Source organism: Micromonospora sp. NPDC000121 (assembly GCF_042899165.1).
In the GTDB taxonomy this organism is placed as follows: Bacteria; Actinomycetota; Actinomycetes; order Mycobacteriales; family Micromonosporaceae; genus Micromonospora.
Genome location: NZ_JBIAZP010000003.1, coordinates 136850 through 154945, shown reverse-complemented (window position 1 = coordinate 154945; position 18096 = coordinate 136850). Strand labels below are relative to the sequence as shown.

The 18096-nt window shown below is 71.8% G+C and carries 12 protein-coding genes and 2 pseudogenes; 9 read left to right on the top strand and 5 right to left on the bottom strand.

The features are described 5' to 3' along the window. Positions 1 to 22: 22 nt before the first annotated feature. Together ACFY23_RS11250 and ACFY23_RS11245 are read right to left on the bottom strand one after the other, a co-directional pair. Positions 23 to 1606: a DHA2 family efflux MFS transporter permease subunit gene (locus ACFY23_RS11250; protein ID WP_350678926.1), complete on the bottom strand. Its 1584-nt coding sequence runs from the start codon at positions 1604 to 1606 to the stop codon at positions 23 to 25. A gap of 364 nt (positions 1607 to 1970) precedes the next feature. Beyond that, complete coding sequence (locus ACFY23_RS11245; RefSeq protein WP_350678924.1) at positions 1971 to 3548, bottom strand: helix-turn-helix domain-containing protein; 1578 nt, start codon at positions 3546 to 3548, stop codon at positions 1971 to 1973. A 15-nt stretch (positions 3549 to 3563) separates the two neighbouring features. On the opposite strand from ACFY23_RS11245, the pseudogene ACFY23_RS11240 reads away from it, so the two are divergent. The 5 genes and pseudogenes from ACFY23_RS11240 to ACFY23_RS11220 all read left to right on the top strand — a co-directional run. Next, positions 3564 to 3680: pseudogene (locus tag ACFY23_RS11240) on the top strand (hypothetical protein); the annotation flags it as partial. After that, positions 3659 to 4084: pseudogene (locus tag ACFY23_RS11235) on the top strand (RNA-guided endonuclease InsQ/TnpB family protein). The pseudogenes ACFY23_RS11240 and ACFY23_RS11235, both read left to right, overlap by 22 nt. Positions 4085 to 4234: 150 nt before the next feature. Next, positions 4235 to 5497, top strand: coding sequence for an FAD-dependent oxidoreductase (locus ACFY23_RS11230; RefSeq protein WP_350678922.1), 1263 nt, complete (start codon positions 4235 to 4237; stop codon positions 5495 to 5497). A 154-nt stretch (positions 5498 to 5651) separates the two neighbouring features. Further along, positions 5652 to 6287 carry a hypothetical protein gene (locus ACFY23_RS11225; protein WP_350678920.1) on the top strand — a complete coding sequence of 212 codons (636 nt, stop codon included), beginning with the start codon at positions 5652 to 5654 and terminating at the stop codon, positions 6285 to 6287. Between the two features lie 18 nt (positions 6288 to 6305). Further along, on the top strand, positions 6306 to 7286 hold the full coding sequence (locus tag ACFY23_RS11220; RefSeq protein WP_350678918.1) for a hypothetical protein: 981 nt from the start codon (positions 6306 to 6308) through the stop codon (positions 7284 to 7286). On the opposite strand, the gene ACFY23_RS11215 is transcribed toward ACFY23_RS11220, so the two are convergent. After that, complete coding sequence (locus ACFY23_RS11215; RefSeq protein ID WP_350678916.1) at positions 7188 to 8435, bottom strand: M14 family zinc carboxypeptidase; 1248 nt, start codon at positions 8433 to 8435, stop codon at positions 7188 to 7190. The genes ACFY23_RS11220 and ACFY23_RS11215 overlap by 99 nt on opposite strands. 426 nt (positions 8436 to 8861) lie before the next feature. Between ACFY23_RS11215 and ACFY23_RS11210 the strand changes: the two genes are divergently transcribed. Beyond that, positions 8862 to 9470, top strand: a complete 609-nt coding sequence (locus ACFY23_RS11210; protein WP_350678914.1) for an SUKH-4 family immunity protein — start codon at positions 8862 to 8864, stop codon at positions 9468 to 9470. 97 nt (positions 9471 to 9567) lie between these two features. On the opposite strand, the gene ACFY23_RS11205 is transcribed toward ACFY23_RS11210, so the two are convergent. Further along, positions 9568 to 10011: a hypothetical protein gene (locus ACFY23_RS11205; protein ID WP_350678912.1), complete on the bottom strand. Its 444-nt coding sequence runs from the start codon at positions 10009 to 10011 to the stop codon at positions 9568 to 9570. A gap of 574 nt (positions 10012 to 10585) precedes the next feature. Between ACFY23_RS11205 and ACFY23_RS11200 the strand changes: the two genes are divergently transcribed. From ACFY23_RS11200 to ACFY23_RS11190, 3 genes are all read left to right on the top strand, one after another. Then, on the top strand, positions 10586 to 12409 hold the full coding sequence (locus ACFY23_RS11200; RefSeq protein ID WP_350678910.1) for an AMP-dependent synthetase/ligase: 1824 nt from the start codon (positions 10586 to 10588) through the stop codon (positions 12407 to 12409). A 136-nt stretch (positions 12410 to 12545) separates the two neighbouring features. Next, positions 12546 to 13211 carry a DUF998 domain-containing protein gene (locus tag ACFY23_RS11195; protein ID WP_350819446.1) on the top strand — a complete coding sequence of 222 codons (666 nt, stop codon included), beginning with the start codon at positions 12546 to 12548 and terminating at the stop codon, positions 13209 to 13211. A 9-nt stretch (positions 13212 to 13220) separates the two neighbouring features. Next, positions 13221 to 13964, top strand: a complete 744-nt coding sequence (locus ACFY23_RS11190) for an N-acetyltransferase (RefSeq protein WP_350678906.1) — start codon at positions 13221 to 13223, stop codon at positions 13962 to 13964. A gap of 122 nt (positions 13965 to 14086) precedes the next feature. Here ACFY23_RS11190 and ACFY23_RS11185 read toward each other — a convergent pair whose 3' ends face one another. Beyond that, complete coding sequence (locus ACFY23_RS11185; RefSeq protein WP_387038396.1) at positions 14087 to 17605, bottom strand: S8 family serine peptidase; 3519 nt, start codon at positions 17603 to 17605, stop codon at positions 14087 to 14089. Positions 17606 to 18096 lie beyond the last annotated feature (491 nt).

The following is an 18096-nucleotide window of genomic DNA, read 5'->3' as shown; positions in this document are numbered from 1 at the left end:
GCCCGACGGCCCGCCCGGCGCATCAGTGGAGCATGACGGGAACCTTCTCCGACTCCCCCTGCTGGTCGTCGAGCAGGTGCGACGGCTCGCGCCGACGGGGCAGGAACGCGGCCGGAATGAACGTGGCCACCACCAGCGCGAACCCGATCCAGAACGTGTTCGCGAACGCGCCGGCGGCGAAGTCGAGGCCCCGGTCGATGAGCGACGGGTCGACGGGGAACTGCTGGGCCAGCTCCGGCTGCTGCTGGACGGCGGTGGCAACGTCGGCTTCGGTGACCGGCTCGCCACTCGGGTCGGTCATGCCGGGGATCGGTCGCGAGCCGTTCAGCTCGTTGGTGAGGATCACCGACATCACCGCGGCGCCGACGGATCCGCCGATCTGCTGGAGGATGTTGACCAGCGTGGAACCGCGGGCGACCTCCTGGGCGTTCAGGGTCTTCAGCGCCGAGGTCATGATCGGCATCATGGTGCCGCCCATGCCGAGGCCCATGACGAACAGCGACCCGCAGAGCAACCAGTACGACGTGTCCGCGTCGAGCTGGGTGAAGGTGAAGAACCCGGCGGCGATGAGCACCAGCGCGAACGGCACGGTGCGACCGACGGGCACCCGGTCGGCCAGCATCCCGGCGATCGGCATCGTCATCATCGCGCCGATGCCCTGCGGCGCTATCAGCAGGCCGGCGGCCAGCGTCGACTCGCCGCGGACCAGCAGGAAGTAGCTCGGGAACAGAATGCCGGCGCCCATGAACGCGATGATGAACACGAACATGGTCACCGACGCGATGGTCAGGTTGCGGTTGGCGAACAGCCGCAGGTCGAGCAGGGGGTGCCGGGGCTTGAAGGAGTAGAGGACGAACGCGACGACGAGCGCTCCGCCGACCAGCATGGGCGCCCACACCTCGGTGTCGGCGAAGGTGCCGGCCTCGGGCAGCGTGGAGACGCCGTAGAGGAACAGGGCGAGGCCTGGCGAGAGCATCAGCATGCCGACGAAGTCGAACGACTCGGACGGCTCGGGGGCGTCCTTCGGCAGCGCCAGCGCGGCGTAGACGAGCGCGACGGCGCCGATCGGCAGGTTGATCAGGAAGATCCAGTGCCAGCTCGCCGTGTCGATCAACCAGCCGCCGAGGATCGGGCCTCCGATGGGGCCGAGCAGCATCGGGATGCCGAGCACGGCCATCAGCCGGCCGATCCGGTGGGGTCCGGCCGCCCGGGTCATGATCGTCATGCCGATCGGCATGAGCATGCCGCCGCCGAGGCCCTGCAGCACGCGGTAGCCGATCAGCTGCCCGATCGTGTCGGCCGTGGCGCACAGCACGGACCCGATCGTGAACAGGGCCAGCGCGACCATGTAGAGGCGTTTGGTGCCGAACCGGTCGGCGGCCCAGCCGCTGAGCGGGATCACGGTGGCCAACGCGAGCGTGTAGGCGGTCATCGTCCAGGCGACCTGGGCGTAGGTCGCGTCGAATTCGCGCTGGAAGGTCGGCAGGGCGACGCTGACGACCGTCACGTCGAGGATCGACATGATCGCGCCGAGGACGACGACCCCTGCCACCTTGAGGACCGCGCCGTCGAGTTTGTCTGAGGTCGCGATGGATTGCTGTGTCACAAAGTCTCCTGAATCCCCGTTGGGGCCAGCGGGAGCTGGCCAGGCGCCGATCCGGTGGGTACCGCCCGGCGCGCGCTGTCACGTACGCAGCGATGTCCGCGGGCAGACTAACGACCGGCAGTGACAATTGGCTTCCCGATTTCCGGCCGTCGAGGTCGACCTCACTCCGCACAAGTCGCGCCGAAAGGCCCAGTCCAGGACGTTGAAAGCGTGCCGCGCAGCCCATTCGGCGCGGTGGGAGGCCGTGAGCGAGCCGTAACGGCGCCCCGCCCGGCCATCCGGCGGGGGCGACGGCACGGCGTTTTCGGCCGTGCCGTCGGCGCGGGCGCTACGCCGTCGGCGGGGGCGCGGCTGGTGCGGGCCGCTACGTCGTCGGGTGGGGCGCGCCTGGCGCGTGACCCAGCGCCGCGAGCTGGATCTGCAACGCCAGCCGCGTGCGCGGCGACTCCAGATCGACGGCGACGACCTCGGCGAGGCGGCGCATGCGGTACCGGAGCGTGTTGGGGTGCACGTGCAACTGCCGGGCGGCCCTCTTCGGGTCGCCCTGCTGCTCCAGCCAGGCCGCGATCGTGGCGACGTAGTCGGTGCCGTGCTGCCGATCATGGGCGACGAGGTCGGGCAGCGGGCCGCCGACCAGCAGGTCGGCGCTCGGCACGGCGCGGACCACCCGGTGCACGACCACCTCCGCCCACTGGTCCTCGAACCGCAGCACCGGGCCCCGCTGTCGGGCCGAGCCGTGCAGCGCGAGCAGCTCCGCCGCCTCGGCCCGGGAGCGCGGCAGGTCCGTCAGGTTCCTGGCGACGCCCCCGGACGCGGCGTACAGCCCCGGGTCGTGCACGGCGATGTCGCGGATCAGCCGCTCCATCCAGCGCCGGGACCCGGGCGACTCGCCGCCGTCGACCAGGACGGCGAACAGGACGTCGCCGACGTCCGCGATCAGCGGCTGGCGCCACCCGTGGCGGCGGGTGATCGACTCCCACATGGCCAGGTTGTCCACCGTCTCCCCCGTACCGCCATGCGCGCCGAGCGCCACGACGCGCCACGGGCCCTCGGGAAGCGCCAGCTCCTCCCGGCCCATCCGGCCGGGCGCCCGTAGGGCGGCCCGGAGCCGGTCGGCCGACACCCGGCGGGCGACGTCGGCCTGCACCCGCAGGCGGAGCAGGTGCAGCGCCAGCACGGACGCCGCGCCCTGGAGATCGCGCAGCCGCGCGGCGGGCACCGGCCCCTCGACGACGGCCCAGATCGAGCCGAGCAGCTCGCCCCCGGCCCGGATCGGGATGATGAGCCGGGGCAGCGTCCCGTCGGGCCCCTGCGGCACGAAGATCAACTCGCTGCCCGTCGCCAGCTTGCGGAAGACGCCACGGGACCGGAAGTGCGCGACCACGTCGCCGGGGGCGCGCCGCCCGACGATCGTCGAGACGCGCGCAGGGTCGGCGCGGTCCTGACGTGACGAGTACGCCAGCACCCGGGACTGGGCGTCCTCGATCGTCACCGGCGCGTCGACGACGGCGGCGGTCGCGTCGGCGAGGGCGAACAGCGCGTCGTACACCCCGGTCTCCCCGCTGTCGGCCGGGCCGGGCGCGACGGCCCGGTCGATCACCCCGCGCAGCAGCCAGACGAGCTGGGCCCACGAACCGTGGCTCTGCAGCTCGACCAGGGTCAACCGCCGCTCGGCGGCGGCCGCCGTGACGGCGGGGTGCGCGGCCAGCGGAGGCTTGAGCACGAGGCCGGCGGCCCCCGCCTCCGCGTAGCGCGCGACGACGGCGAGCGCCTGGTCCGGTGTGCCGATGCCCGGGCCGAGCACGAGGTCGCCGCTCTGGCCGCTCGTGGCGTCGTCGACCTCGGCGAGGGTCACGTCGCGGACCTCGGCCTCGTCGGCGGGGACGACGACCTTGAGCAACGCGGCGCCGACCGCGTCCACCACGCCAGCCACGGTGATCACCGGATCACCGCCAGGATGCCTCGTCCCTCAGAGCGGGGAGGATTGGCGGACGCGTTGTCAGCCATGTCTGTCCTTTCTGGTAGGGCTGGTTCTGTGCGGACGGCGTACAGGTGTCGGGCGTACCCGACGCCGGAGCAGGCGGCGGTGCTGAACCGCTGGTCCGCAACCGGTCCCTGGCCAAAGCGATCTCGCGTACCGGCTGGGCCGAGTTCCGTACCCTGCTCGCCTACAAGGCCCACCGCGACGGCCGCACCCTCACCGTCGTGGACCGCTGGTACCCGTCGTCGAAAACCTGCTCGGCGTGCGGGCACCTGCTCGCCCAGCTCTCCCTCGGCACACGCCACTGAACATGTCCGAGTTGCGGCACCCGGCACGACCGGGACGTCAACGCCGCCAAGAACATCGCCGTCGCGGCCGGGCTGGCCGAGACGCAAAACGCCTGCGGAGCGGACGTCAGACACGAAGGGCAACCTTCCGTGCGGTCTGCGATGAACCAGGAAACCCAACCCGCGAGGGTCGGAATCCCCCGCCCTTAGGCGGGGGAGGATGTCAAGACCAGATTGTGCCCCGGCATTGTTCGCTCCGGCCAACCGTCGGGACGATCCTTGGCCTGACAGAACAATGACGTACGCGTGGGTCGGGGACAGGATGGGCGCGATCCCGGCTGCCCTGAAGGAGAGAAACGGATGTCCCCCATCGAGTCCGCCCCCGCCCCCCAGCGCGTCGCCGTCGTCGGCGCGGGGATGGTCGGGCTGGCCACCGCCTGGTTCCTGCAGGAGCGGGGGGTCCAGGTCACCGTGCTCGACCGTACGGGCGTGGCGGCGGGCGCGTCGTGGGGCAACGCCGGCTGGCTCACCCCCGGCATCACCACTCCCCTGCCGGAGCCGGCGGTGCTGCGCTACGGGCTGCGCGCTGTCCTGAGCCCGTCGTCGCCGGTCTACGTGCCGCCGCGCGCGGACGCGCGGCTCCTGCGGTTCCTGACCGGCTTCGCCCGGCACAGCACCCCGTCGAAGTGGCGCACCGCGATGCGGGCCTTCATCCCGATGAACCGGCGTGCGCTGGAGTCGTTCGACGCGCTGGCGGCCGGCGGGGTCGGGGCGATGACGCACGAGGCGAAGTCGTTCATGGCCGCGTACCGGACCGAGGCCGAGCGGTCGGTCCTGCTGGACGAGCTGGCGCACATCCACTCCGCCGGCCAGGCGATCGAGTTCGACGTCCTGACCGGGGCCGAGGCGCGCGAGGTGGAGCCGTCGCTGTCGGACAACGTCGGCGCCGCCATCCGCCTGCACGACCAGCGGTACATCAACCCCGGGCAGTACGTGCACGCCCTCGCCGACTCCGTGCGCGCCCGCGGCGCGTCGATCGTCGCCGGCGCCGACGTCGTGGACGTCCGCGACGAGGGCACGGGCGTCCGGGTGGTCACCTCCGGCGGCACGGACGAACGCTACGACGCGGTGGTGTTGGCGACCGGCACCTGGCTCGGCGAGCTGGGCCGGCGCTTCGGCGTCCGGACCGTCGTGCAGGCCGGCCGCGGGTACAGCTTCAGCGTCGCGATCGAGCACATGCCGGCCGGCCCGGTCTACTTCCCCGCGCAGCGCGTCGCCTGCACGCCCCTGGGGGACCGGCTGCGCGTCGCCGGGATGATGGAGTTCCGCCGCGCCGAGGCGCCGCTGGACCGTCGCCGCATCTCCGCCATCGCCGAGGCCGCACGACCGCTGTTGCGGGGCGCCGACCTCGACGCCCGCGCCGACGAGTGGGTGGGCTCTCGGCCCTGCACCCCCGACGGGCTGCCCCTGATCGGCCGGACCCGCTCGCCGCGCGTCTTCGCCGCCGGCGGCCACGGCATGTGGGGCATCACCCTCGGCCCGCTCACCGGCGAACTGCTCGCCGAGCAGATCACCGGCGGCGGCCAGCCCGTGGAGCTGCGCCCCTTCGACCCGCTGCGCTGACGGGCACTCCGGAAGGCAGGCCAGCTCGGCTCTGACATGCCGGTAGAACGCCGGGTCGGGCAGCCAGGTGGGGTGCACCGGCCACCGTCGCCGGCCCGTCGACCAGGATCCACGGTCGTCGGGCCGGCGAGCCTTCCCGGCTAACCTCGCCTGGATGAGCTTCAGCGCCCACGCCCGCCATGTCCGCGACCCCGTTCTGCCCCATCGGCACCGGGTGTCGGCGCTGCGTTCCTGCGTGCAGCTGTATCGGCCGATCGGCTTCCACGCCACACTGAGCTTCCTCGAGGAACAGGCCGGACCGTTCCAACAGGACGAGGCGGCCCTGCTCCGCGCGCTCGATGCCCTCGTCGCCAGCAGGCTCGCCAGGCGGGCCGAGTTTCGCCGCTACGCCACCGCCCGCAGCTCGGCCAAGCGCCGTGGCCAGCGCAGCCCGCACCCGGACGATCCGAATCCGCACCACGTGCGCGGTTACTGGTACGGCGCGCCTCGGCGCGCGGCGCTGCACGCGCTCCGGTTCTGGCAACGCGAACGCCGGCCCGCCCTGCTGCCGTCGCCCGACCCGATCGTGGTGCGGCTGGATTCCTGCGTCAGTGCCTGTCTGGCGGCGGGAGGACGGTTGACGCCGGATCAGCGGCGGCTCCTCGCCACTGCCGCAGATGCGCTCAACGAGCACCTCCGCCCCGGCGTGTGGAGCGACGATGGCCCGGCCTACTTCCGGGCGCTGGACCTGCTGCGGGTCGCTCGGTTCGTGGAGGTCGCGTCTGAGCCGGAGAGCGGCGGCCATCAATGAGACGGCATCATCAACGCCATGATGGACGTTCTGGACCTGGTGGCCGCCTTCGACAGCTTTGCCGGCCGGGGGCACGTGGACGGCCTCGTCGACCGTTGGCGCCGCGAGGTCGTTGAGCCCAACGCGGAGATCTTCGCAGCCGTCGAACCCTGGGTCGACCCCCGAGCGGCCCCGGACCGGCTGCCCGGCCTGGTCGCACGGCGGGCCGAGCTGCGTGCCGCGGCCCAACGGGCGAAAGCCGCCGTTCAGGAGGCTGCGACACTGCTCACCGAACAGGTCGGCATCGACCGTCCGATCCAGGCCGTCGTCATGGTGGGCCTCGGCCAGGCAAACGGCTGGGTAGGGTCGGTACGGGACGAACCGACCCTGTTCCTCGGGGTGGAACACATGCCGGAGCCGCCCTTCGATGTCGTGCTCGCCCTCCACGAGCTGGTCCATCTGCTGCACATGCGCCGCTCCGCGCACGACTGGCCGTTCGACCGCGTCGACGCTGACCTCTTCCGCGAAGGGCTCGCGGTACACGCCACAGCCCGGTTGTTGCCTGGGGTCTCACCGAGCGGGCACCTCTGGTTCAGGGCCGACGCCAAGGCATGGATCGACCGTTGCGCGGGAATGGCGGCCACGCTGCGGCGTCGGGCGCTGCAGGAGTTGGACCGCACCGACGTCTCCGGACGGTGGTTCAGCGGCGCGGTCGACCGTCCCGGCGAGTTGCCCGGACGGTGCGGGTACTGGCTCGGCTGGCAGCTCCTCGACCAGATCCTCGGGTCGGAACCGATCGAGGCGGCGCTCGGCTGGTCCCTGCCCGAGGCCGCAGCCCACCTCCGCACCGCGCTTACTTCCCGTCGCCAGCCAGCGGCCCCCGGAGGTCCTGCCCCGGGGGCCGCCAGCCGTCGAGGATCGTCAGTCGTTCGTGGTGTCCCAGCCGTAGTCGGGCAGGTCGAAGAAGTCGTCACCGTCGACCCGGTCGACGGTGCCGTCGGCGAGGCCGTTGAGCAGTGACTCCACGCCGGTCTGCACGCTCTCCACGAGCATGCCGTGCTGCTTCTGGCCCAGGTCGTCCTGCTGGCCGCGCACCTCGAACAGCACCGTGCCGGTGCCGTTGAGGGCGAACGCCGAGCGGCCCTGGCCCGCGTACTCCCGGGTGTCCGGGTGGTAGTACCGGCCGATGGCGGCGAGCTTCGACTGGTTGCCGTACTTCGCGGTCATGCCGTTGGCGACGGTGAGGGCGTAGCGGCGGGACTTGTCCTGGTCCAGCGCCGGCCACGCCGCCTTGTACGCGGCGCCGTCCTGCGCGCCCAGCGGCGGGTAGTCGAGCGAGACGGAGATGAGGTTGCCGTCCTGCTCACCGCCGGTGAGCCGGTCGCACGGCCCCATGTGGTGCAGGTCGATGTACGCGTCGACGGCGCCCTTCTCCTCGCGCAGGCCGACGTAGACGTCGCGGATGGCCCGCGACTCGGGGGACAGGAAGAACCCGGCGTCGGTGTCGCGGCCCGGCAGGTCGGCGGCGCGCGGCACGTAGTCGAGGTCGGGGTTGAAGTCACGGTTCAGGTCGTAGCCGGGCAGGTTGATGCCGTCTCCGTTGAGCCGGTGGTACCAGGCGCGCGGAGCTCCGGTCAGCTGCGGGAACTCCGCGACCGTCTCGTCCCAGGACCGCACGTTCATGCGCCGGTTGAGTTCGCCGCCGTCGGGGTTGACCATCGGCATGGCGACGAGGGTGACCTCGTTGAGGACCTGTCGGGTCTGCGCGTCGCCGGCACTGCCGAGGCGCTTGAGGATCCCGAGCAGCGCCTCGGTGCCGGTCCGCTCGTTGCCGTGGATCGCGCTGGTGACCAGCAGCACCTTGTCGCCGGTGCCGACCCGGGCCGTGAACAGCTCCCGGCCCTCCGGCGAGTGCCCGACCACCTCGACGTCCACTCGGCCGCCGCTGGTGCGCTCGATCTGCGCCAACTGGTCGCCGACCTGCTCGTGGTTGCTCCAGCCCGACCAGGACGGGTCCTCGGCGATCTTGCAGCTGCCCTGTCCCGGCCCCTCGGGAGCGGCAGCGGAGACCGCCGGAGCGGTGAGGATCGAGCCGGCCAGCGCGGCCGTCACGGCGGCGGCAAGGGCCCTGCGGGAGCGGAGGATCGTCGACTGTGTGTGAACCTGCACGCGTACTCCTCTCGTGGATCCGGCGACCACCGAGCGAGGCGCAGAAGAGCGCTGGTGACGCTCGGAGCGCGGACCACCTCTTGCTTTGGGTGATCTTGACCTGCCCGGATGGCCGGGCGCAATAGAAGAGCTGGACTTTCTCGATGCAAATGCGGGTTCCGGCCGAGGTGGGCGTCCTGCCATCCGGTGCGGAGGGATGGAAACCGAGTGGCCCGTGCTCATCTGCACGTCGCGTAGGCTGACACCCGCGTCGCGCATCGCCGTCACGAACGTGCGGCGTGCCTGCCTGAGCCGGCGGCGGGTGAGAGGCGAGGCGGAATCGGAGTCGCCGGAAGCGCCTCGATCCGCAACGCTGTTGTGGTGACCGCTTCCGTCCACTGACAGTCCCGCGGCGGCCGTGCCGCCGCCGAGTTCGGAGTTCCGGCAGTGCTCTTCGATGTCACCCGCAGCGAACTCGTCGACATCTTCGGCGAGGACCGGCTCGCGACCCTGCCCGCCACCGTCTTCCCGCCCGCCGCCGCGGACACCGAGGGCGCCGGCCTCCTGCAGACCGTCGGTGTCCCCACCGGGACGCTCCGGCTGCGTGTGCCCGACGAGGGCTCCGGCCGGTTGCCCCTCGCCCAGGACGTCGTCGACGTCGAGGACTTCGAGGACGCCCCGGCGGACGCGGGCGAATGGCCCGTCATCGGCTGGCTGCTCAACGCCCACCTCGCCCTCGACCCCGGTTCCGGCAAGGTGTACGCCTTCGACGCCGACGGGGAGACCGCGCAGGAACTCCACACGGACGTCTCCTCCCTCGTCCAGGTCACCCACCGGTTCCAGCGCCTGCTCGACGAGTTCACCTTCAGCGGCGACGAGGAAGCCGGCTTCGAGCTCCTGGAGCGCGAGGTCGAGCGGATCCGTCAGGAGACGAGCAGCCTTGACCCGCTCCCCTTCCAGGACGACGAGACCGTCTGGTCGGTGGTCAGCGAGGAGATCGCCATGGGCCGACACTTCACGGCCAACAGCCCGGGAGGCCGCTCGCTCTACGGGTGATCGCCGGCCGATGTCGCCCACGCACCGCGCGGTCCGCGCGGCGGGCAGGCCGCCTTCCTGCGGACCGGTCTCCTCATCGACCCGCCGGTCGGCCATTTCAAGCGCGACTACCGTCACGGCCGGGGACCGGGCGCCAGGACGGCGCCCCGGCCTTCGGCCACTTGCCGTCGAGCGGTGCGCCGCCGGCGCGGGCGGCGGTGGGCACGGCGCGTGTGCCCTGCGTGGCCCGCTGGCGGGGTTCGGGCCGGCAGGTGGTGCAGTACCGGGCGGACGGCAGGTGCGCCAACTCCTCGATGGGGATGTCACCGTGGCACCCTTCGCAGGTGCCGTAGTGGCCCTGTTCCAGGTAGTGCAGTGCCCGGGCGATGTCGCCGAGGGCCCGCCGGGTGGCGGCGGTCAACGCGGAAGCGGCCTCGACGTCGGCGCCGTCGGCGCGCATCTGGCGGGCCTGCCGGTCCAGCAGCGCCAACTGGGTGCTGTGCCGCTCGTACTGCTCCTCAAGGACCATCCGCAGCACACCCAACTCGTCCTGCCTGCTCACGACGTACACGATCGGGGTTCCTTCCTGGCCGAGACGAAAAGAAAGGGCGGAGCGCCGATGCGCTCCGCCCGCCGGTGCCGGACATGTGGATGTCGGCCGTGTGGCGGCGGGCGGCGCTGGCCAGGCGCCCGCCGGGTCGGCGGCGCGACGATCGGCGCGACGGCGCCCCGGCGGACGCGGGCGACCACCGACAGGACGAGGTGACGCACGGTCGTGCCTCCGACGAGGTGGGTACGCGTGCCGGTCGCCGGCGCCGCTGCCGCGCGGACGGGGCGCGAGTGCGCAGAGGCGGCCCGCAGCACCGACGAGCGGGGCTGCCACGACGGGCCGCAGACGATCACGGCGTCACCATAGACCGGCCGCCTGCGGATCGGCCACCACCTGCGGCGGAGGCCACCATGCCGAGCCGGCCGTCGCCCCGGGCGGGGTGGCAGGCAGCCTTCCTCAACGCCGGGACGCCCGGCTACCACGCCTCGGAGCCAGGAGGCCCGGTTTCGCCGTTCGCGCGACCGGACGCCGGTGGACGCCTCATCATTGAACTCTCAGCGACCTGACTGAGGGTAGGTGGGCGAGCGTGCGGGAGATGGCGGTTGCGCCGGTCGTCGCCGACGTCGAACTCGGCCTGGCCGAGGCGGTGTGGCACAACGCCGAACGAGATCCGGACCAGACGCAGTTCGTCCGGCCGGACCCCGACCCCCGGTCCTGGCCGACTCGCGGGTCCGGGCGTGGCGCGGCCACCGTGACCTGCCGACAGTTCCGCGACGACGTGCAGGCGGTGGCCCGGGGTCTGCTGGCCGCGGGTGTCCAGCCGGGCGACCGGGTGGGGCTGATGAGCCGTACCCGGTACGAGTGGACCCTGGTGGACTACGCGCTGTGGTCCGTCGGCGCGGTGACGGTTCCCGTGTACGACACGTCGAGCGCGGACCAGTTGGCCTGGATCCTCTCCGACTCGGGCGCGGTCGCGTGCGTGGTGGAGACGGTCGAGCACGCCGCGATGCTGGACGGTCTGCGTGACTCCCTGCCGGCGCTGGCGCACGTCTGGCAGATCGACGCGGGCGACCTGATCAGACTGGTCGGGGCCGGCCGCGCCGTCGACGTCGGGCAGGTGGAGGCCCGCCGCCGGGGCGTGTCGGCAGGCGACATCGCCACGATCGTGTACACCAGCGGCACGACCGGACGCCCGAAGGGGTGCGTCCTGACGCACGGCAACATCGCCCTGGACGTCGGCAACGCGACCGCGGTCCTGCCGAAGGTGTTCCATCCGGCGGCGTCGACGGTGCTGTTCCTGCCCCTGGCCCACGCCTTCGCGCGGATGATCCAGGTCGGCGTCGTGCGCACGCGCGCCACCATGGTGCACAGCGCCGACATCGGCGGCGTACTGAACCAGCTGCGCCGGTACCGTCCGACGTTCGTCCTGGCCGTGCCGCGGGTGTTCGAGAAGATCTACGACCGGGCGAGGCGGAAGGCGGCCGAGGAGCACCGGGGCTGGCTGTTGACGATCGCCGACCAGGTGGCGGTGCGGTACAGCCACGCGCTGGACACCCCCGGCGGACCGGGGACCGTGCTGCGGCTGGCGCATCTGGTGTGCGACGTGCTGGTCTACCGCAAGCTGCGGGCGGCGCTGGGTGGACGCTGCGAGGTGGCGATCGTCGGCGGGGCACCGCTGGCGGAACGGCTCGCGCACTTCTTCCGCGGCTCCCGCCTGACGGTGCTCGAGGGGTACGGGCTGACCGAGACCTCGCCCGCCCTGACGGCCAACACGCCGGAGGCGATGCGGATCGGCACGGTGGGTCGTCCGCTGCCCGGAGTCGAGATCGCGATCGCCGACGATGGAGAGATCCTGGCCCGGGGCGGCGTGATTTTCCCCGGGTACTGGAACAACGCGGACGCCACCCGCGAGACGTTCACCGACGGGTGGCTGCGCACCGGCGACCTCGGCACCCTCGACGAGGACGGCTACCTGCGGGTCACCGGGCGGAAGAAGGACATCATCGTCACGGCGTCGGGCAAGAACGTCGCCCCCGCCCCGATCGAGGATCAGGTCCGCGCGGATCCGCTGGTCAGCCAGTGCGTGGTGATCGGCGACGGACGGCCCTACCTCGTCGCGTTGGTCACCATCGACCCGCAGGCGTGGCCGGGGTGGCGGGCCGCGCACGGTCGCCCCGACGCCTCCGTGTCGGACCTGCGGGACTCCCCGGCGCTGCGCGCGGCGCTCCAGAACGCGATCGACCGGGCCAACCGCACGGTGTCCCGGGCGGAGCAGGTCAAGAAGTTCCGCGTCCTTCCGCGCGACCTCACCGAGACCGACGGTGAACTCACCCCCACGTTGAAGGTGCGGCGCGCGGTGGTGCAGGAGCGCTACGCCGCCGACATCGACGCGCTCTACCGCGACCACTGACCCAGGCTCATTGACACGGAGCGTCGTACGGATTCCACTGCTTGCAACAGCACTGCCGGCCCGGCTCCCCCGGCCGGCACCGTTGCCGCAGTTGGGAGGCGTCATGTCCGCGCCCGTCAAGCCGCCACAGGATGCCGTGACTATCCGCCGCCTCCGCCTCGGCATCGGCACGGTCGGCATCGCGCTGCCGATCGTGCTGACCGTCGGCAACGCGCTGCTCACCGGCACCTTCACCCTGCTCGACTCGATCAGCGCCTTCTACCACACCGACATGCGGGACGTCTTCGTCGGTGGAATGTGCGCCATCGGCGTCTTCCTCGTCTGCTACCGCTACCGCAGGTTGGACGACGTGCTGAGTTCGATCGCCGGGGTGCTGGCGATCGCGGTGGCGGTGTTCCCCGCCGCGACCGGCGCGCCGAGGGGAACGCTCACACCCACCGACGTCACGATCGGACGGCTGCACCAGGTCTCGGCCGCGGCCCTGTTCGTGCTGCTGGCCGTCTTCTGCATCTTCCTGTTTCCCCAGACGGACCGGACGGTCCCCCCGACAGGGCGGACGCGGGCCCGCAACGGCATCTACTACGCCTGCGGCGGCATCATCATCGCGGCCATCGCGCTCGCCGTGGCGAGCAACGCGCTGCCCGATCCCGTCCGCGACACGCTCAAGCCGCTGTTCTGGTGCGAGGCGGTTGCGGTGGTCGCCTTCGGTGCCGCGTGGCTGGTCAAGGGCGAGGCGATGTTCCGCGAATCACAGCCGCCCCCCGCCGAATTCGAGGTGCACCGCACGGTCCCGACCCTCTAGGGTTCCGCCGTGGCTTTGGAGATCGTGACCCTGGCGGACCGCCCGGACCTGGCACCGCTGCTCGACGACGGCTTCGACGGGGCGTGGCCGGAGTTCATGCTCTGGGATCCGATGGGCGGCGTGTACTACAACGTCGCCCACGACCTGTATCCCGAGTTCGTGTTCGCCGCCGTCGACTCCGCCGAGCCCGGACGCGCCGTCGCCCGGGCGTACGCCGTGCCGCTGCGCTGGACGGAGGCGGAGCTGCCCGACGGCGGCTGGGGCCGCGTGATCCAGCGCGCCACGATCAACCGTCTCACCGGCGCCACCCCGAACATCGTCTCGGCGCTGGAGATCTGCATCCGGCCTGACCGGCGGGGCAACGGCCTGTCGGCCCTGATGCTCGCCGCCATGCGGGAGGCCGTCGCGAAGCGCGGCTACGACACGCTGGTCGCGCCGGTCCGCCCGAGCGGCAAGCACACCCAGCCCGACCTGCCGATGACGGCGTACGCGGCGCAGGTCCGCGAGGACGGCCTGCCGGTCGACCCGTGGCTGCGGGTGCACGTACGCGCGGGTGGCCGCATCGAACGCGTCGCTCCCCGCTCGATGACGATCACGGGGACGCTCGCCGACTGGCGCCGGTGGACGGGCCTGCCGTTCGATACCAGCGGACCGGTCCACGTGCCGGGAGCCCTCGTGCCCGTGCACTGCGACGTGGCGCACGACCACGCCGTCTACGTCGAGCCCAACGTCTGGGTCCGGCACCGCCTGTAGCCACCGCGCACGGCCTCCCGCCGGTCGAGCCGGCCGGTGGGGCTGTGCGGTGCCGGGCTGAGATGTCGGGCAGGGGGCCCGCCCCGCCGGACGGCGGGACGAGCCCCCTGCTGGTCGGTCCGTCAGGCCCTGTCGGGCCGTTCGGTGACCCGGATGGCGTTGACCAGCGGCTTACCGCTGCTCGCCACGAACCGTACATTGAGCACACCGTCGGTCACGGTGACCGTGTAGGTCCGGGTGACCGCCGCGTAGGCGCCGGCCTCGTACGCGATGTCGAGAGACGGCAGCACCTCGTTGCCCTCGGCGAGGACGTCGAAGACCCGCTGGCCCGGCTTGCTGCTCGACACCTCGGCGAAGCCCAGCTCCACCGTGTAGACGCCGTTGGGTACGTTGTCGAACCGGTATTCGTACATGCCCTCCCGCGCGTTCTGGAACAGCGCCGGGTCATCGGTGCCGCTGATGGCCCGAGTCGTGGACTTGGTGCTCGACGTGCCCTGGTAGCCGAAGGAGCCCGCCGTGTACTTCTGGTCCTGCTGCCAGGTGTCGCCGAGCTTGTCCACGACGCCGTCGCCGGAGGCACCCGCGTCGAGCGCCGCCTGGTAGCGCGGCACGACGACCTTCACCGGCACGGTGAGCACGGGGGCCCGCCCGCTCTGCGACGTCACCTGCACGGTGGCGGTGAGCACCTCGCCGGGCGCGTACCCGGCCGTGTCCACGGAGAGCGTGCCGGTGGCCTTCGCGCCCGTGGCCAGGTCGCCGCCGGTCAGGCTGACCACCAGCCACGGGGCGTCCTCGGCGACGGTGTACGCCGTCGGGAAACCCGAGTTGGCCAACTCGAAGGCGCGGGCGCGCTGCTCGCCGGCGGGGACGACGATCTCGTACGCCTCCTCGGCGACCGTCACCTTGCCGGTCTTGAGCGCCTCGGACACCGCCACGACGCCGCCCGGCTCGAGCGTCACCGCCTGCTCGATGGGCTGGTACGCCGGGGCGGACAACGTCACCGTGGTGGCACCGGTCGGTGCCTGGGCCAGGTACGAGCCGTCCGCCCCCGTGGTGATGGTGACCGCCGTGTCACCCGTGCCCACGGTGACCGTGGCCCCGGCGACGCCCTCGCCGTCGTTGGCGTCGAGCACCCTGCCCAGCACCACACCGGTCCTGGTGGTGCGGAAGTCGACGCTGAAGCCGTCGGAGAGCGCGCCGGCCGTGTTGTAGGAGTACTGGAACGCGTCGGTGCCCGTGGCGTTCTCCACGCCGATGGTGGCGCTGGAGCCCGACTGGAGGCCGACGCCGACGGTGTCCTTGTAGCGGTAGGAGATCTTGCCGTCCTCGCCGATGACCGCGGCGAAGGAGAACGCCTTGTCCTCCTCCAGGTCGTGCACGACGTTCCGCCACTCGATGACGAACGAGCGGTGCGGCGTGGTGCCGATGACGCCGGTGTAGATGCCCGCGGTGGCCGGGGGCACCTTCAGGTCGTCCCAGAACGGGTAGAGCGCCGCATTGGGTGTGGTCGTGCGGGGGATCGTGTTGTTGCTGCTCGAGGTCGAGCTGGAGGCGAAGGTGACCACGCCGTTGGTGGTGATCCAACCGGACGTGTAGGTCCGGCCATACAGCGCGACCGGGAAGGGCAGGGTGACCGCGACGGAGTCGTTGTCCCCGTCGGGGAGCTGGAGCTTGTTCGTGCCCGTGACGAAGTCGTCGCCGCTGCCGGCCGCGCACGCGTATCCGAAGGTGTCGAGGCGGTCCGGCAGGGCGATGTCCACCGTCGTGTCGGCGGCCAGCTCGACGTGCGCGGCACCCGCGGTGGCACATGCGGACGTGGACGTGGCGGCCAGGTCGTACGCGCCGAGCGGCAGGGTCACCTCGTAGTGGCCCTGGGCGTCCGCGGTGGCGGTGACCGGGGTGTCCGTCACGGTGATCACCGCGCCCGCGGCGGGGCCGGCGTGGGACGTGACCGTTCCCGAGACCCTTGCCGACGGCGCTTGCTCCAGCGTGAAGTTCCGGGTGGTGGTCTGCCCCTCGGCGATCGTGACGGCGCCGGTGCCCGAGAGGTAACCGAACTTGGTGACGGTGAGCGTGTAGTCGCCGACGGAAAGCACGGGCAGCGCGAACGTGCCGTCGGCCGCGGTGTTGAGGGTGCGGTCGATCGGTCCGTCCACGAGCACCTTCGCCCCGGCGACGGCCGCGCCACCCGAGGTGACCGTGCCGTTCAGCGCTCCGGTCGCACCGCGCGGCGTGGCGGAGACCGCCGCGAACGCGTCGAGTCGACCCTCACCGAAGACGTTGTTGTCGGCCGCGGTGCCGCCACAGATGGTGTTGTCCACGTCGACGGCGGTCTGGTCGAGCAACGCCTCCGTCTGCGCCACGTCGCCCTGCATCGCGGGGGACGCCGACCACATCAGCGCGACCGTGGCCGCGGTGTGCGGGGAGGCCATCGACGTGCCCGAGATCGAGTTGTACCCGCCGTTCATCCAGCTGGAACGCACGTTGACGCCCGGCGCCGCGAGGTTGGGCTTGACCGTCCCGTTCTCGCCGGTGCCCCGGGAGGAGAAGCTCGCGATCGTGTTGTTGATGTCGAACGCGCCGGAGCTGTAGCTGCTCACGTACGTACCCGGCGTACCGCTGGTGTTGCAGCCCGGTCCGGAGTTGCCGTTGGAGAACGCCGGGAAGATTCCGGCAGCCCGCCAGGCGGCGACCGTGTCCTGGTACCAGGGGTCGAAGACGGACGAACCCCAGGAGTTGTTCACCACGTCGGGCGCTAGGTCGGGGCGCGGGTTGGCGCCGGTGAGGTCGGTGGGCGCGACGATCCACTGCCCGGAGGCGAGCAGCGAGGCGCGGCTGCAGGAGCTGGATTCACAGCCCTTGGCGGCGATCCACGTGGCGCCGGGCGCGACGCCGACCTTGTTGGTGCCGCCGTCGTCGCCGACCATCGTGCCCATGGTGTGGGTGCCGTGGCCGTTGTTGTCGCACGGCACTGCGCCGGAGCACACGTCGGCCGGGTCGAACCAGTTGTAGTTGTGGTTGTAGGTGCCGTCGCCGTTCAGGCCGCGGTACTGGTTCTTGACCGCCGGGTGGTCGTACTGGACGCCGCTGTCGATGTTGGCGACCACGATGCCCTCACCGCGCACCCCGAGCTCGTTCCAGACCCGGGGAGCGCTGATCCGGTCGATGTTCCACTCGATCGCGTCGACGGTGGGCTCGGTCTCGCCCGCGATCGGCTCGTCGATCCTGATCTCGTCGTCCGCCGTGATCTGGGCGACCTCGGGCAGCTCAGCCAGCTTGCCGACAAGCTCCGCTCCGCCGACAGCCCGGAGGGAGTTGTCGATCCAGAAGGAGGTGTAGTCGGCTCCCGCCGACTCCAGCAGCTTCACCACGTTGGCCTGGGACGTCGCGGCCTGCTGCCGCTTCGCCGCCAGCACGGCCGCGGCCTTCTCGGTCTTCGTCCGGGCCTTCGTCGCCGCCTGCAGGTCGGCATCGCGGTCGAACTCGATCCAGAAGCTGACCTTCTCCTCCTTCTGGAGCTGCCCGAGCAGTGCGGACTCCGCCTTCCGCTCGACCGCGGTGTCGTCCGTGACCGGCTGGGCGAGTGCGGTGCCGCCGGCGAGCGGTAACAGCGCGAGTGAGGCCAGGGCCGCGATGGCCACGTGTAGCGGTCTTCTTTGTCTTGCCACGAGGTCTCCTCCTCGGGTACGGCGGGAGTCGCCCGCTGTGGGGGTGCGGGAAGGGGTACGGCTCACCGCCCGTGCCAGCGGCCTCTTCAATCGAGCCATCTCGAAGTATCGATGAACGACGCGACGTGATCAAGCGATCACAGTGACTTATGGGTGCCATGGCGGAGATACGCCAGTACGGCGAAGTCAGGTGCCGAGCAAGGCTCCAGTCGGTCGGGCCACGGCCGCGCGGGGGCAGCGGCCAGCGCAGTGCCCGCCAGCGCGAGCACCTCGTCGAGGTCGACCGTGCGGAGATCGAACAGCGGAGGGCGGGACAGCGACGATCCCGCCGGCGTGGTTGCTCGGCGCGCGTCGCCTACCACTCGACTTCGGCAAGGCGCCGCTTGCCGCCCGCCACCGCCCGCTCATCGCCCTGATGGCATCCATACCCTTCACTCGCCGAGAGTGCCGGCCTAGCGTGCCGT

Excerpts from the sequence above, each read along its gene's own strand:
- ACFY23_RS11230 (WP_350678922.1), top strand. The coding sequence starts at position 4,235 with ATGTCCCCCATCGAGTCCGCCCCCGCCCCCCAGCGCGTCGCCGTCGTC.
- ACFY23_RS11225 (WP_350678920.1), top strand. The coding sequence starts at position 5,652 with ATGAGCTTCAGCGCCCACGCCCGCCATGTCCGCGACCCCGTTCTGCCC.
- ACFY23_RS11220 (WP_350678918.1), top strand. The coding sequence starts at position 6,306 with ATGATGGACGTTCTGGACCTGGTGGCCGCCTTCGACAGCTTTGCCGGC.